The sequence below is a fragment of the Nonomuraea sp. NPDC002799 genome, from assembly GCF_053592075.1.
Genome location: NZ_JBSFVA010000078.1, coordinates 1 through 14,451, shown reverse-complemented (window position 1 = coordinate 14,451; position 14,451 = coordinate 1). Strand labels below are relative to the sequence as shown.

Here is a 14,451-nt window from a genome sequence, read left to right as displayed (position 1 = left end):
GGGGGTCTGTCCTTCGTTTTTTTTTTTTGGTGTTGGGGGGGGGGGTTGTTGGCCGGCGCGGGGGGGGGGGGGGGGGGGGGGGGGGCCCCCCCCCCAACGCCACGACCACCGCGACGGCCACGGCGCACGCTCGGCCGATGAGCAGCCTGACGCGACCGCGTCTTCTGTGGGGGGTGGGGGCGCCGTTCATGTGCGTGCTTCCTCCTCGTGAAGGCAGACGGAGCGCGGGCCTGGCGAGAACGAGCGAAACTATCGGTGCGTTGGCGAAAGTATCGGCCCGACTGCGCACCTTGTCAACGCCTCACGAAACGCCGTCGAAACAGTGCGTAGGGGCCGTACTCGCGTCCGACCTGGTGGCCGGAGTTTGTCCAGAGGGACAGGCCGGAGATCAGGTGATGAAAGTTTCGTACATCTTCCGAAACATGCTGGCCACCACCCACGAACGGCGGCCCTGCCGGGCTTAAAGGCGGCCGGGTTTCGCGACCTCGGCTCGCGCCTGGGTGAGCATGGCGAGGGCTCGCGGGTAGCCGGTGAGCCGGCCTGCCAGCGCCTCCAGGGCGGTGAGCAGGACGGCGGCCGGGATGCCGCGCGCCGCGAACACGCCCGCCATCCAGCCGGCGAAGGAGGAGAAGAGCCCGGGATCGTCGACGTAGAGGGCGGCCCGCAGGTAGTCGACGATGTAGGCGATGTTCTCCGGGGTGTGCCCGAGTCCCTGCTCGGTCTGGGCCGGCGTCTCGGGGGTGCGCTCGGCCGGCGCTCCCATGATGTCCCGCACCAGGTCGGCGGCGGACGCGGTCAGCTCGGTGTACTCCTGGCCCGCCAGGTGCGGCGGGCCGTCCTCGTACTGGCCCGGCCGGCGCGGCAGCGGCCCGGCGGCCAGGAGGTCGCCGGCGGCACGCGCGTCGGGCGCCCAGGCGTCGGCGCCGAGCAGGCGGGCGTAGCGTCCGTCCGGGCCGAAGGCGGCGCCGCCGACCAGCACCGGCAGGCCCGTCGCCCGGCACGCGGTGATCGCCGTGTGCGCGGCGGGCAGCCGGATCGCGAGCGAGCTGGACAGCGCCACCGCGCCGGGGTTCGTGCGGTGCAGGTGGGCGAGCAGGTGCTGCGTGGAGACCTGTGCGCCCAGGTAGTCGACGTGCCAGCCGCGCACCCGCAGGACCTCGGCCAGCAGCCGCGCGGGGAACGCGTGCCACTCCCCGTCGATGCAGGCCACCGTGATCAGGCCCCTGCTCGGCTCGGGCGCGTCCTGCCGGGCCAGGGCGGAGATCACCCGCTCGTTGACGGCGGTCGCGGTGTGCTCCTGGGCGACCGTGATCCGGTTGGCCGCCCACTCGCAGCCGACGCGTGCCTGCACGACGGCGACGACGTCCAGCAGCAGGGTCTCCATCGGGACGCCGGCATCGAGGGCGGCCATCGCCGCGTCCGTGGCGGCGCGCTCGTCACCGGCCGTCGCCGCCGCCCACAACGTCTCGACGTGCTCTCCGATACCGTCCTTCACGGCTGCCGCCCTTCCGATTCGCCGTACGCGACATTGCTGGAGGCCGTCGATCCGCCCTGCGTGACGTTCCCGGAGGCTGTCGGCTCGCCGTGCGCGGTCCCGGAGGCCGTGATGGCGACGACCGCCATGTCGTCGTGCTCGCCGCCGCCGACCCACTCGGAGGCCAGCATCTGAACGCGTTCCGCCAGCGCCTCCGGGGGCATGCCCGCGCACTGCTGGAGCCGCTCCACCAGCCGCTCCTCGCCGAAGAACTCATCGCCGAGCGGGCCGCCCCTGGCCTCGATGATGCCGTCGCTGTAGAGCAGGCACGTCTCGCCGGGCTCCAGCACCACCGACTCGGTGACGCTGGTGATGTCCTCCAGCATGCCGATCAGCGTGCCGGCCGAGCCGGCCTCCTCGACGCGGCCGTCGTTCCGCATGATCAGCGGCGGCGGGTGCCCGGCGCTGGTCAGCCGCAACACGACCTGCGTGCCACGCCGCTCGAACGAGGCCAGCACGAGGGTGACGAAGCGCGTCGAGCCGCCGTCGGCGAGCAGCACCCCGTTCAGCAGCTCCAGCATGTGATGGTGGTCGTCGGCCAGCGGCAGCAGGGCCCGCAGCGTGTTGCGGATCCGCCCGGTGAGCACGGCGGCCTCCAGCCCCTTGCCCGACACGTCGCCCAGCACCACCAGCGACTCGCGGGCCGAGCCGGCGACGGGATACACGTCGTAGAAGTCACCGCCGACCCGTTCGCTGGGGCCCGCGGGCCGGTAGAGGGCCGCCAGCTCCACGCCGTCCAGCCGTGGCGTGGGCGGCGGCAGCAGCTCGGCCATCAGCGTCTCGGTGATGATCGTCTGCTCGGTGTACAGGTGGGCGGCCGAGATGGCCTCACCGGCCCACGCGGCGAACAGCCGCAGGAACACCTGCTCGTCGTCCGGCAGACCGGCGCGGCCTGAGCGGCGCAGCAGCACCAGCGCGCCCGCGGGCAGGCCGTGTCCCGGCAGGGCGATCAGCGCCACGGACCCGACCTCGCCGAGCCCTTCGCGCAGCACCCAGCCGGGGGCCTCGGCCGGGTCGATCCAGCGGATGGGGCCCGGCGGAAAGCCCTGCAGCACCTCGGTGAGCCCGGGCAGCGTACGCGGGTCGATGGCCGCCTTCTCGCACACCACCTCGCCTCGCGGGTCGCAGTAGGCGATCACATGCCTGCGGCCGGCCATCGGCATGACGACCAGCGCGGCGTCGGCCAGGCGCCGGGCGGCCAGGCTCGCGGTCCGCTCCAGGCAACGGTCGAGGTTGAGTGAGGACAGCAGCTCGGCGGACGCCTCGACCATGAACGCGGCCCATTCCCGTTCCAGGCGCAGTGCCTCGATGTCCCGCTGGCACCCGGTGACGTCGACGAGCCACCAGATGACACGATCACCGTCGGCGTGGACGGGATGCGCCTGGTAAATCCGCTCGCCGACCGGCCCGCGCGGCGCTTCACGCCCCGCCGCACGCCCGCCGTCGTGCCCGGCAGCACTCCCGGCTTCGTGCCCGGCTTCGTGCCCGGCGTAGAGCTCGTGGTGGGCTTGGGACAACCAGGCGGGGGCGGCGCTCGGCAGCGGCGCGCCGGCGACCGCGCCCGCGAGCAGCGACCGGGCCGCCACGTTCGCCTGCTCGATGACGCCCTCGGCGTCCACCGCCAGCATGGGGTACGGCGCGTCCTCCCACACCATCCGGATCATGCCCCGTCCCAGGTGACTCCTCGGATGCGTCACGCTACAGGCACGGGCCCGCGGCCCTCTTCACGCCATTTCGCTTCTTTGCAGTACCTTTCATCCGCTCCTTTCCCCGGCGGCCGTCCGTCGCCCGCCCCACCGGCCCGCCCGCTCTCGGAAGTCGGCTGACGGGGCTGTGACCAGCGTGATCTCATGAGAACGCACAGGTTCGGCTGGGCGGAGCAAGGTGAGGGGATGACGATGTTCGACGTGGCAACGTCCGCCGCGCTGCGGGACGGCATGGACGATCCGGCCGGCGAGGGGGTCGTCGGCGTCACGATCGTCTGGGCCGACAACAACGGGATCCCCCGTTCGCGTACGGTGCCGATCGATCAGTTCGACGCGGTGGCCGAGCGCGGGGTCGGCGTCACGCCGTTGTTCGCGGTCTTCGACTCCCACGACGGCATCACGTTCACGCATCCCCCGCTGGGCACTCCCTCGGGCGACATCCGGCTGATCCCGGTCGCCGACCGGCTCGTGCGCCTGGCCGGCCAGCCCGGCTTCGCCTGGGTGCCGGGGCGGCAGGTGGCGGCCGACGGTTCCGCGTGGCCGTACGACCAGCGCGGCGTGCTGGAACGCCAGGTGTCCCGGGCCGCGGAGCAGGGGCTGGACTTCCTGGCCGGCTACGAGCTGGAGTTCCATCTCAGCCGGGCGGATCAGGCCGACGGCGACGAGGTGCGGCCCGTCTATGAGGGGCCCTCCTACGGCCCGGCCAAGATGCTGGCCGTGGACGCCTTCGCCGAGCGGCTGCTGCGCGACCTCGGCCGCAACGGCGTGCCCATCGGCCAGTTCCACGGCGAGTACGGCCCGGGGCAGTTCGAGCTCAGCATCGCCCCCGCCGACCCGGTCACCGCCGCCGACCGGCAGCTCCTGGCCCGGCAGACCGTGCACGCGGCCGCCCGCGCCCACGGCCTGCGCGCGAGCTTCGCCCCGTTGGTCACCCTCGGCCAGGTCGGCAACGGCTGGCACCTGCACACCTCGGTGTCACGGGGCGGGGCGAACCTCCTGTCCGGCGGGGACGGCCCGCAGGGCATGACCGCCGAAGGCGGCGCCTACCTGGCCGGCCTGCTGCGCGACCTGCCCGCGGTGGTGGCCGTCACCGCGCCCAGCCAGTGCTCGCTGCAGCGGGTGCGTCCCGGTTACTGGTCGGGCGCCTACACCTTCTGGGGCGTGGAGAACCGGGAGGCGGCCCTGCGGCTCGTACCGGCGACTCCGCTGCTGGGCGCCGCGCACGCCAACGTCGAGCTGAAGCCGTCGGACGCCTCGGCGAACCCGTACCTCGCGCTGACCGCCGTCATCGCGGCGGGCCTCGGCGGCATCGCGGACGGCCTCACGCCTCCCGCCCCCGTGCAGGAGGACCCCGGCACCTGGAGCGACGAGCAGCGCCACGAGCGCGGCATCCACCGGCTGCCCGCCACGGTCGAGGAGCAGCTCGGCGCGCTGCTGGCCGGCGAGCGCATCCGGTCGGCGCTGGGCGAGGAGCTGACCGGCGCCTTCCGCGCGGTACGCGAGTCGGACGCCGCATGGGCGGCCGACCGCGAGGCGGCGGAGGTGGTCCGCGCCCACCGCTGGCTGTACTGACCTTTTCCCGATCCTATTTCACGACATCTGCGCGCCCGAAACCATTCCGTGAGAAATTCTTTTCCTCGCTGAAGAGAGGAGTTCATCTTTCTGAAACCAACGACGGGATCGCGCTGGATAGAGTCCGGCCATCTTCGACAACGTTGACCCCTTCATCGGCACCGCGACCACCGACCTGCCTCGGCCGCGCGGTCTTGCCGCCACGTGGTGGTGGCCGAAACCCCAGGTCGGCAACACCCATCCGGGTGCCACGTCGCCGCTGGGCATGGTGTCGGCCTGCGCCTACTCCGGCGCTTACCCGACGGGCTACGGGCGCTACACGAAGAACACCGAAGGTGTTCCCGAGGAGATGTTCGAGCGGCTCCAGGCGTCCGGGTTCACCCATTTCCAGCAGTCCGGCACCGGCGCGATCCGCAAGTATTACAACTACGTCCGGGTCACCCCGATGGTGCAGCCGCTCGACGTGCTGGGCGAGGCGTGGCCGCTGCGCGACGAGGTGGCGGAGGCGGGCTACTACGCGGCCACCCTGGGCACCGGGGTGCGCTGCGAGGTCACCGTCGGCACCAAGGTCGCCGTGCATCGCTACACCTTCCCCGAGCACAGCAGCGCCCGCGTGGTGGTCGACCTGTCCTGCGGCGGCCTGGCCACCGAGCTCGGCCGCACCGTGCCGGTGCGGGCGCAGGTGGAGAGCATGGGCCACGGCCGCGCCCAGGGCACGGTGGTGATGGAGGGCGTCCCGCTCTCGGTCTACCTCGACGTCGACAGCCCGGGCTGGCGGCAGATGCTCTGGTACGACCGGCGGCTCATCGACGGCGGCACCCGCCTGGACTTCGACCACATCCGGCAGACCACGCTGCGGCCGTTCGGCCTGCTCTTCATGGGCCCGGCCGTGGCGGGGCAGACCATCGAGGTGCGGCTGGGGTTCTCGCTGCGCGGCTGCGACCAGGCCCGGCAGAACCTGGAGCGCGAGTGCGGGCAGGGGCGGCCGGCGTTCGACGCGGTGCGGGCCGGCACCCGGGCGCGCTGGAGCGGCCACCTCGACCGGGTCCAGGTCGAGGGCGGCACCCCGGCCCGCCGCACCGTGTTCGCGACGGCGCTCTACCACGCCCTGATCAAGCCGTGCTTCGCCGACGACGAGAGCCCGTTCTGGCCGACCTCCGGGCCGTTCGCGTTCGACGTGTGCACCATGTGGGACATCTACAAGACCCAGCTCCCGCTGCTCGCCGCCATCGTTCCGGACCGGGCCGAGGACCTGCTGGAGTCGCTGATCCGGGTCTGCGAGGAGGAGGGCAACTTCCCCATCGGCTACCGGATGACGCGCGGCGCCGACCGGTTCTTCCGCCAGGCCAGCGCGCTGGCGCACACCGCGCTGGCCGACGCCCACGCCCTCGGCTGGTCGAGGGTGGACTGGAACTGGGCGCTCGTGCACATGGTCGGCGACCTGCATCGCCTGTACGGCGAGGACTTCTTCGAGCACGGAGTGGTGCACCCGATCACCCACACCCTCGACCTCGCCTACGGCCACCACTGCACGGCGCAGGTCGCCCGGGCGCTGAACGACCGGCGCCTGGCCGACGATCTGGAGAACCGCGGCCGTCAGTGGGCCAACGCCTTCGACCCGGACACGGGCTTGCTGCGCGACTCGGAGTTCTACGAGGGCGGCAAGTGGAACTACTCGTTCCGGCTGCTGCACGACATGGCCGCGCGCATCGGTCTGGCCGGCGGCGACAAGGGCTTCATCGACAAGCTGGACCGGTTCTTCGGCTACGGCGCCGCCCCCGTGAAGCAGCCGGGCCGGCGCCCGCACGCGACGGAGATGGCGGCCGGATACGCCCTCAACCGGTTCGAGGGCCTGAACAACGAGCCCGACATGGAGGCCCCGTGGGCCTACCACTACGCGGGCCGGCCCGACCGCACGGCCCAGGTGGTGAGCTCGGCGCTGACCTGGCAGTTCGGCACCGGACCCGGCGGGCTGCCCGGCAACGACGACTCCGGCGGCCTGAGCTCGTGGTACGTCTGGGCGTCCCTGGGCCTGTTCCCCATCGCCGGCCAGAACCTGTTCCTGATCAACGCGCCCGCGTTCGACCGGGCCGCGCTCCAGGTCGGCGGCAACGAGTTCGTCATCGAGACCAGCGGGCACCGCGAGACGCCGATCGGCGTCGACGGCCTTGATCGCGACCCGCCGGCGCAGTACGTCCAGTCGGCGACCCTCAACGGCGAGCCGCTGCACGCGACCCACCTGAGCGCCGCCACCGTGCACCGCGGCGGCCGGTTGCACCTGCGACTGGGCCCGGAGCCGTCGGCGTGGGGACGGGGGATCCGCCCGCCGTCCCTTTCCCATCCGCCCGCGACACCGGAGGAAGCGCGATGACCCACCCCTTACGCCGTCTCGTCATCGTGGTCAGGGCCGACCCGGTCATCTGCGGCCACTCCGGTGAGGCCCGCAACCTCGCCGAGGTGGCGCTGACCCGCGGCTTCACCGACGTACGGCTGCTGACCTGGCCGATTCCGGCGCTGCAGGCGGCCGGGCTGCCGCTCAAGCCGCTGGACCGGCTGCTGCCCTACAGCGCCGGGATCACCGTGGAGCGGCCGGAGGCGGTCGGGGACTACCGGGTGCCGGACGGACGCCACCAGGCCGGCCTCACCGGCCGGCTCGTCGAGCTGCTCGCCGAGCCGGTGCCCACGACGTGCCTGTCCATGTACCTCGCTCCGCACACCTCGGTGGTCGTCGAGGCGGTCGCGTCCGCCCGCGCCGCCGGGTTCGCGCCCAACGTCCACACCGTCGCGAAGGCGGTCGGCTCCGACGTGACGAACGTGATCAAGTCGTGCCTGCGGGACGGCCGGTTCGGCGCGGCGACCGTGCTGTTCACCACGTTCCTGGCCAATGACGAGGTCGTCGCGGTGTCGGAGTACACCCGGGAGGAGATCATCGCTTCGGCCGAGCAGGTCGACGCGGCCTGCGGCACCGGCTTCGCGGAGCAGTGCCGGCGCCGGGTGACCGTCAGCTACCCGCCGATCGACTCCGCCGCCTTCCTCGACCTGGATCCGGCGCGGGTCGACGCCGCGCTCGCGCGGCGCGGCCTGGAGCGCGACGGATACGTCCTGTTCCTGTCGCGGGTGACTCCGGCCAAGGGGATCTACGACCTGCTGGCCGCCTTCGGCCGGACGCGCTGCCGCTCGCGGGTGAAGCTGGTCGTCGCCGGGACCGGGACGGCGCTGGCGCACGTACGGGCGCTGGCCGCGGCGGACGATCGGGTGGTCCTCCTCAGCGACGTCGACGACCAGGAGAAGCCGCTGCTCATGCGGGGTTGCGCCGCCTACGCCCTGCCCACCAAGCCCGAGCCCGACTTCGTCGAGACGTTCGGCATCGCCTTGGCCGAGAAGATGCTGGCCGGCGGCGGGCCGATCATCACCACCAGGACGGGCGGGACCGTGGAGGCGGTCGGCGACACCGCCGTCTTCGTCGAGCCGGGTGACGTCGCCGGCCTGGCCGCGGCGGTGGACCGGGTGGTCCTGGACATGCCCGGCGCCGAGCGGCAGGAGCTGGAGCGGCGCGCCCGTGCCCGCGCGATGAGCTTCGACCGGGCCGCGGTGTTCGACGCCCTGTTTCCGCACGACGCGCCCGCCGTCGGAGCCGCCTGACCCCGCCGCCATCGGAGCCGCCTGGCCCCGAAGCCTGCCGTCGGAGCCGCCCGGCCCCGACGGGGGCTCAGCCGGGGGCCGCCGTGACGGCGGAGCGCAGGCGTTCGGTGGCCGTGGTGACGGCGGCGGCCACCTCGCGGGGGTCGGCGGGCACCGGAGCCGTGGCGAACACGGACGCCAGGCCCTCGACGCCCAGCGCGGCCCGCGGCGCCCAGGTGTGCCACCACTCCGTGACCGCCTTCAGGTTCTCCGGGCGGGCGGCGAGCGCGTACCGCGCCAGCGCCGAGCTCCAAGCCTGGCTGCGTACGCTGTCGGCGCCGGAGTCCCGCAGCAGCCTGGCGGTCAGGCCGTCGCCGTTGGCCTGGGCGAGCTCGGCGAAACCCTCCTTGACCAGGGCGTCGAAGGCCGGTTTGACGACGAGGTTGAGGACGACGAACGCCTCTCCCCAGTCGTAGGCGATCAGCATGCGCTCCAGGGTCTCCCGGATCGGCTGCCACGCCGGATCGTCCTCCCAGACCGCCCGCGCGGTCCGGCCGTCGGCCAGGTCGGCCCCGTGCGTGAGGGACAACGACTTGGCCCGGTAGGCGATCCACTGCAGGGCGCGCAGCTCGTCGGCGCCCTGGAACAGGGCCGCGTTCGTGATGGCCGCGCTGGGGCCGAGCTGGGCGACGTACATGCTGGTGATCTGCAGGACGTGGAGGGCGAAGCGGGCCGGCAGGTACGCGCGGGCGAGCACCGCCACCCAGGCCGGATCGAGACGCTCGTCGTGGTCGTCGGCCTCGAAGCTGTCGACGACGCCCTCCGCGTAGACCTCCCGGTCGTGCTGGAGGGCGATGTAGCGCCGGTAGTTGAGCCGCCCGGGGTCGCGGAAGCCCTCCCAGTCGGGCGCCTGCAGGAGGGAGCCCTCCCGGTGGCGCAGGTACCACTGGTTGATCGCGCTGTCCGGGTCGAGGTCGAAGGGCGCCGGCCGCCGGCCGAAGTGGTAGTGGAAGCCGCGGGTGACGATGTCGTACTCGTCGGGCCTGCGGCGCTCGCCCTCGAACAGGCTCCAGGTGCGCCGCCGGCGCGGGTCGCCTGCCGTCGCCATGGTCAGTCCTCCCTGGTCAGGTACCAGACGAGTTCGTCGTCGCCCACGTATCGCATCCGGCCGGCGAAGCTCGCCATCGCCGGTTCGAGGCCGGACAGCGGGAAGGGGTGCCCCGCGGCCTCCTCCAGGCTGGCGCGGGTGACCCGCAGCAGCACCGGCGCGTGGATGCGCACATAGCCGCCGTGGTCCTCGACGACGAGCTCCTTGTCGGGATTGTCAATCTCGATCGCGGTCAGCAGCGCGTCCACGACGTCCGGGTCGAATCCCCGGACCACGGGGCCCACCAGCCGCCTCAGGTCGTCCGCCACGAGAGGGCTCCTCACTGGTCCCGCGGCTGCCCGCGGCATCGGTTGTGGTGACGCCGGCCGTCGGCCGGCACCGCGACGTCGATCCGCTCCCCCTCCAGCCGGACGGGGAAGGCGTACAGCCGGCAGGTGTCCGGGTTGCGCCCCTGGCCGGTGGTCAGATCGAACTCCCATCCGTGGGCCGCGCAGGTGAGCACCTCGCCGTCGAGGTCGCCCGACGCCAGCGGAAACTCCGAATGCGGGCACAACCCCTGGTAGGCCCGCAGTTCGCCGCCCGGCAGGTGCGCCAGCAGCACCGGGTCGCCGCCCACCTCGACCTCGGCGATGTCGCCCTCCCACAACTCTTCCAGGGTGGCGGCGGGCAGCCAGCGTAAGGAGGCGTCAACGTTCATCGAAGAACGCTTCCACGTAGTCGAGCGGGCCCACTCCCGCCTCGCCGACGCGCTGCCCGTCGGGCAGGATCCGGCCCTCGAACCGCACCCGGACGGGCGCCGGGCGGGCCCGCGCCCGGCGGCCCGCCACGTGGGCGGCGATCTTCTGGCCGACGACCTCGGCGGTGTCCTGGTCGTCGACGAGGACGAGCAGCACCGCGACGTCGTCGCGGAAGCTCGCGCTCAGCGGCAGCAGCGCCATGCGGTCTCCTTGGTCGGCCCGGGGCCTGCGCGCCGGGCCCGTCCTGTTGGTCGGCTCAGGGCCTGCGCGCCGGACCCGTCCTGTTGGTCGGCTCAGGGCCTGCGCGCCGGACCCGTCCTGTTGGTCGGCTCAGGGCCTGCGCGCCGGGCCCGTCGCTCGTCCTGTTGGTCGGCCCGGAGCCCTACGCGCCGGGCCCGTCCTGGCCGAGCGCCCAGGCGTAGTCGGTGGCGTCGCGTCCCTGCTCGGCTTCGGACAACCCCATGTAGCGCAGCACGCCGCCCAGGTCGGGTGGCGTGATGTCGCCGGCCAGCAGCCGGTCGACGAGCGACTTGTGCCCGGCGAACCGCTCCGGCCGGGAGGTGAAGATCCACTTGCACGGCTCGGAGCAGAACAGGTAGGTCCGCCCCCGGTAGGTGTGCCGCAGCGGCGCGGCCGAGTCGAGGGCGCCGACCATGACGCCGGCGGGCCGGACGATGGGGATCTGGCAGAGGTTGCACATGATCGGCAGCGTCTCCGGGAACGTCGCCGCGACGTTGCCGTTGCGGAGGTTGTCCTGGATGACGTCCCAGTTCCGGCCGAACGTGTCGTTCCAGCCCGGATACTTCTCCTCCAGCCAGCGGCGTTCCGCGGCGGAGACGCCGGCGTCGGGGTTCCACCACACGGTCGGGCGGTAGGTCCAGACGCCCAGGTGGATGGCGTGGTGATACCAGGTGAGCTCGCTGATGAACTGGTCCCAGTACCAGGGACGGTCGAGGCCGAAGTCGCGGAACTGCTCGGCGAACTGCTTGACGACCCAGTCCTCGATGAATTCCTGGAACGACATCCGCCGGCTCTCCAGCGGCGTGTAGTAGTCCATGGACAGCCCGGTGAGCACCGCGAATATCCGCCACGAGCGCCAGAACATGTGGTCGATGAGGAATTGGCCCCATTCTTTGTGCCCGTTGTCGATGAGCACCTTGATGGTCGGCTCGCCCTGCTGGGAATGCCGTGCCTCGTCGGTCTGGATGCTGGAGATGAGCGCGCCGAACTCCAGGTCCCCGACGTCCATCGCGTCGGCGGCCATGCCGAGGAACTGCAGGTTCGTGAAACCCGTCTCGAAGGCGAAGGTGAGCTGCAGCGCGATGGAGACCGCGTCGTTGGCGACGAACATGTCGTCGAACAGGTGCCGGGCGGCGAGCACCACCCAGTTGTCGGTGTGGAACGCCTTCAGCGCCCAGTCGCCGCGCGGCTCCTTGTCCAGCAGCCCGTACGGGAAGAACGCCTGGATCTGGCCGTGCCGCATCTCGTCGAGCGCGCCGAAGGTCGCGGTGTTGCGCCAGGCGGCCGACCGCCCGAACCTGGCCATGCGGGCCTCGCCGATCGCGGCCAGGAATTCGGGCATGGTGATGGCGCCGTAATGCGCCAGGATCACGGACTTCCAGCCGGGGTCGAGCCGGTCGAACAACTTCGAGCGGCTCACCGTGTTCTTCAGCGAGTAGGTCGTGGTGTCCTTGGTCACCTGGTTGTGCACGTATTCCCGATAACTGATCTTGTACGGCTCGTCCCATCGTTCCCATCCCGCGCTGGAGATGCGATGGGAGCCGGACAGCTCCTCCGGGAAAACGGCTTCCTCGGTGACGTGGCGCAGTGTCCAGTTGGTGTCGCGCGACAGGTCGTACCAGTCGCTGCGCGAAAGCTTCGGCATGGCCGTCCTCGCATCGCCGATGGACCCTCATCTGTTCATAAGATGCTTCCGGCGAAATGTAAACAGCTCGCGCGCGGGCGGTCAGTGGAGTGCGGCGCCGAGGCGACGCCACTGCGCGCGCGGGAAGGCGCGCGGGTCGGCGGTGAGCACCTGGACGCAGACGTGATCGGCGCCGGCCGCCCGATGCTCGTCCACCCGGCGCTGGATCGCCGCTTCGTCACCCCACGCGATCACAGCGTCGAACAGCCGGTCGCTGACCTCGGCCAGATCTTCGGGCGAGAACCCGAGGCGGAGCAGGTTGTTGGCGTAGTTGGGCAGGGCCAGATAGCCCCGCAGCCACTCGGTGCCGATCGTGCGCGCCTCGTCGACGTCCGAGCACAGGATCACGGTCTGCTCCGGCAACACGAGCGGGCCTTCGCCGACGGCCTCGCGCGCGAGCCGGGTGTGCTCGGGCGTGACCAGGTAGGGGTGGACGCCGCGCGCCCGCTTCGCCGCGAGGTCGAGCATCTTCGGGCCGAGCGCGGCGAGCACCCGCCGCTCGACCGGCACCGGCGTGTCCGCCTGGTCGAGCTCGTCGAGGAAGGCCGTCATCGCCGCCAGCGGTTTGCGGTAGCGGCCCGGCTCCCCCGCGTCGACCGCCACGGCGTGGCTCACCCCGATGCCCATCAGGAACCGGTCGCCATGGGCGGCGGACACCGACGCGAACGACGCGGCGACGCCGGCCGGGTCGTGCATCCACAGGTTGAGGATGCCGGTCGCCACGACGACGCGGCTCGTCGCGGTCAGCAGGTTGCCGACGGCGTCGAAGACCGGCCCGCCGGCGTCCGGCACCCACAGGGCGCTGAATCCCAGCTCTTCGAGCTCGGCGGCCGACTCGGCGGCCTCGCCCTGGTCGCCGAACCGCAGATGGTGACTCCACACGCCCACACCAGAAAGATCCATGGCGCCCAACCTATCCAGAGACGCCGCCGGCGCGGGACCACGAGGGCCCCGCGCCGGTCGGTGCTCAGCGGAACGAGCTGCGGTCAGCCCAGTCCACCGAACCAGATGTCGAACAGATCGACGAAGTTGTCCGCGATCTTCTGGCCTCGGGCGCCGAGTTCGGCCGTCGCGCCCCTGCGCGAGTTGGTCTCGACCTCGATCTTCTCCGGCCTGAAGATCTGCCGCTCACCCTGGCCGGAGCCCCCGCGCGGCAGGCTCGACGGGGGCCTGCCCTGCGGATACATCCGGCCGTTGCCGTAGACGGTGTAGGACTGCGTCGGCTGGACGGAGCCGTCGTTGCGGTAGACCGAGCTCGGCCGTGGCCGCGCCGGCTGCCGGTTCGTCTTCGGCGGCGACTGCCGCTGCGTCGCCCGATGGCTGGTCGGCCGGCTCGCCGGGCGCGAGCGCGCAGCCTGGATTCCTCTGGGGACCCGGCCGGCTCGCCGGGTTCGCTCCAGCGACGCGAGTTTCATCCGCCGCTTGGCCGCCGCCTCGCGAGCCGCCTTCCGCGCCTCTCTCTTCGCCGCCGCCTCGGCCCGTCGTTTCGCCGCTGCCTCCTTCGCCTTCCTGATGGCCTCGGCGGCCTTCTTCCTGATCGCCGCCAGCCGTTTCTTCTTCGCCTCGGCGAGTGCTCGTTTCTTGGCCTCCGCCGCGATCCGCTTCTTGGCCTCTTCCGCGGCGCGCTTCCTGGCCTCCGCGAGCATCTTCTTCCTGGCCGCCTCGCGGGCCCGGCGGATCGCCTCCCGTCTGATCGCGCGCTGGGCCGCCTTCTTGGCGAGGTAGCGCGCCCCGTACCGGACGCCGATGGCGACCACGATCCAGACCCACTGCCCGTCGGCGTCGCTCATGGTGACGGGGCTGTTGTTGGCGTAGGCGTAGGCGTTGAGCTGCTGCGGATCCACATCGTCGATGACCGGGTCCACCGAGATGAAGCGGCCGTTCTTCGGGTCGTACTCGCGGGCGCCCAGGTGCACGAGCCCGGTCGTCGTGTCCTGTGTGCCGCCCACGAAGGATCGTTGCCCCGGCCAGAACGCCGGTGGCGAGCCCCGGTTCTCACCGAACGGGGTCGTCCTGCGGACGGCCAGCTCGCCGGTGCTCGCGTTCACCGCGGCCTGCGCGGTGCCCTGGTGGTCGTTGGCCATGAGGTAGACCTGGTTGTCCGGCGTGCGCACCGCGATGGGCTGGTCGCCGATGGTGTAGTAGCGGGTCTGTTCGACCGCGTCCTTGGCGAAGTCGAAACGCAGCTCCATGTCGTCGATGTAGAGGGTGGAGTCGGTCGGCGTCTTGCGGATCAGCCGGTCGCCGTC

At 72.1% G+C, this 14,451-nt stretch carries 12 protein-coding genes; 3 read left to right on the top strand and 9 right to left on the bottom strand.

Annotated features, from left to right (window positions below):
* Window positions 1-460: 460 nt before the first annotated feature.
* A complete protein-coding gene (locus ACWD0F_RS50715) occupies window positions 461-1,495 on the bottom strand; it encodes a cobalamin B12-binding domain-containing protein (protein WP_449890141.1) in 1,035 nt (344 codons plus the stop codon).
* Window positions 1,492-3,198 (bottom strand): SpoIIE family protein phosphatase, encoded by a 1,707-nt coding sequence (locus tag ACWD0F_RS50710; RefSeq protein ID WP_449890139.1) that lies wholly within the window; start codon window positions 3,196-3,198, stop codon window positions 1,492-1,494. Before ACWD0F_RS50710 ends, ACWD0F_RS50715 begins: the two co-directional genes overlap by 4 nt.
* Before the next feature lie 186 nt (window positions 3,199-3,384).
* Here ACWD0F_RS50710 and ACWD0F_RS50705 point away from each other — a divergent pair, with 186 nt between their 5' ends.
* From ACWD0F_RS50705 to ACWD0F_RS50695, 3 genes are all read left to right on the top strand, one after another.
* Window positions 3,385-4,812, top strand: a complete 1,428-nt coding sequence (locus tag ACWD0F_RS50705) for a hypothetical protein (RefSeq protein WP_449890138.1) — start codon at window positions 3,385-3,387, stop codon at window positions 4,810-4,812.
* 130 nt (window positions 4,813-4,942) lie between these two features.
* A complete protein-coding gene (locus tag ACWD0F_RS50700; protein ID WP_449890143.1) occupies window positions 4,943-7,183 on the top strand; it encodes a glycoside hydrolase domain-containing protein in 2,241 nt (746 codons plus the stop codon).
* Complete coding sequence (locus ACWD0F_RS50695) at window positions 7,180-8,454, top strand: glycosyltransferase (protein WP_449890136.1); 1,275 nt, start codon at window positions 7,180-7,182, stop codon at window positions 8,452-8,454. The genes ACWD0F_RS50700 and ACWD0F_RS50695 overlap by 4 nt, the downstream gene beginning before the upstream one ends.
* A 67-nt stretch (window positions 8,455-8,521) precedes the next feature.
* On the opposite strand, the gene ACWD0F_RS50690 is transcribed toward ACWD0F_RS50695, so the two are convergent.
* The 7 genes from ACWD0F_RS50690 to ACWD0F_RS50660 all read right to left on the bottom strand — a co-directional run.
* Entirely contained in the window at window positions 8,522-9,541 is a 1,020-nt protein-coding gene (locus ACWD0F_RS50690) for a hypothetical protein (RefSeq protein WP_449890135.1), read from the bottom strand.
* A 2-nt stretch (window positions 9,542-9,543) separates the two neighbouring features.
* Entirely contained in the window at window positions 9,544-9,849 is a 306-nt protein-coding gene (locus ACWD0F_RS50685) for an MmoB/DmpM family protein (protein ID WP_449890133.1), read from the bottom strand.
* Between the two features lie 11 nt (window positions 9,850-9,860).
* A complete protein-coding gene (locus ACWD0F_RS50680) occupies window positions 9,861-10,238 on the bottom strand; it encodes a Rieske 2Fe-2S domain-containing protein (protein ID WP_449890131.1) in 378 nt (125 codons plus the stop codon).
* Window positions 10,228-10,479 (bottom strand): toluene-4-monooxygenase system B family protein, encoded by a 252-nt coding sequence (locus ACWD0F_RS50675; protein WP_449890129.1) that lies wholly within the window; start codon window positions 10,477-10,479, stop codon window positions 10,228-10,230. The genes ACWD0F_RS50680 and ACWD0F_RS50675 overlap by 11 nt, the downstream gene beginning before the upstream one ends.
* A 181-nt stretch (window positions 10,480-10,660) precedes the next feature.
* The gene (locus ACWD0F_RS50670; RefSeq protein ID WP_449890128.1) at window positions 10,661-12,163 is read right to left on the bottom strand and encodes a YHS domain-containing protein; all 1,503 of its coding nucleotides are present in this window, start codon (window positions 12,161-12,163) and stop codon (window positions 10,661-10,663) included.
* 81 nt (window positions 12,164-12,244) lie between these two features.
* Complete coding sequence (locus ACWD0F_RS50665) at window positions 12,245-13,105, bottom strand: LLM class F420-dependent oxidoreductase (RefSeq protein ID WP_449890127.1); 861 nt, start codon at window positions 13,103-13,105, stop codon at window positions 12,245-12,247.
* 83 nt (window positions 13,106-13,188) lie between these two features.
* Window positions 13,189-14,451 (bottom strand): RHS repeat-associated core domain-containing protein (locus tag ACWD0F_RS50660; protein ID WP_449890126.1); only part of this gene is annotated, 1,263 nt, incomplete at its 5' end.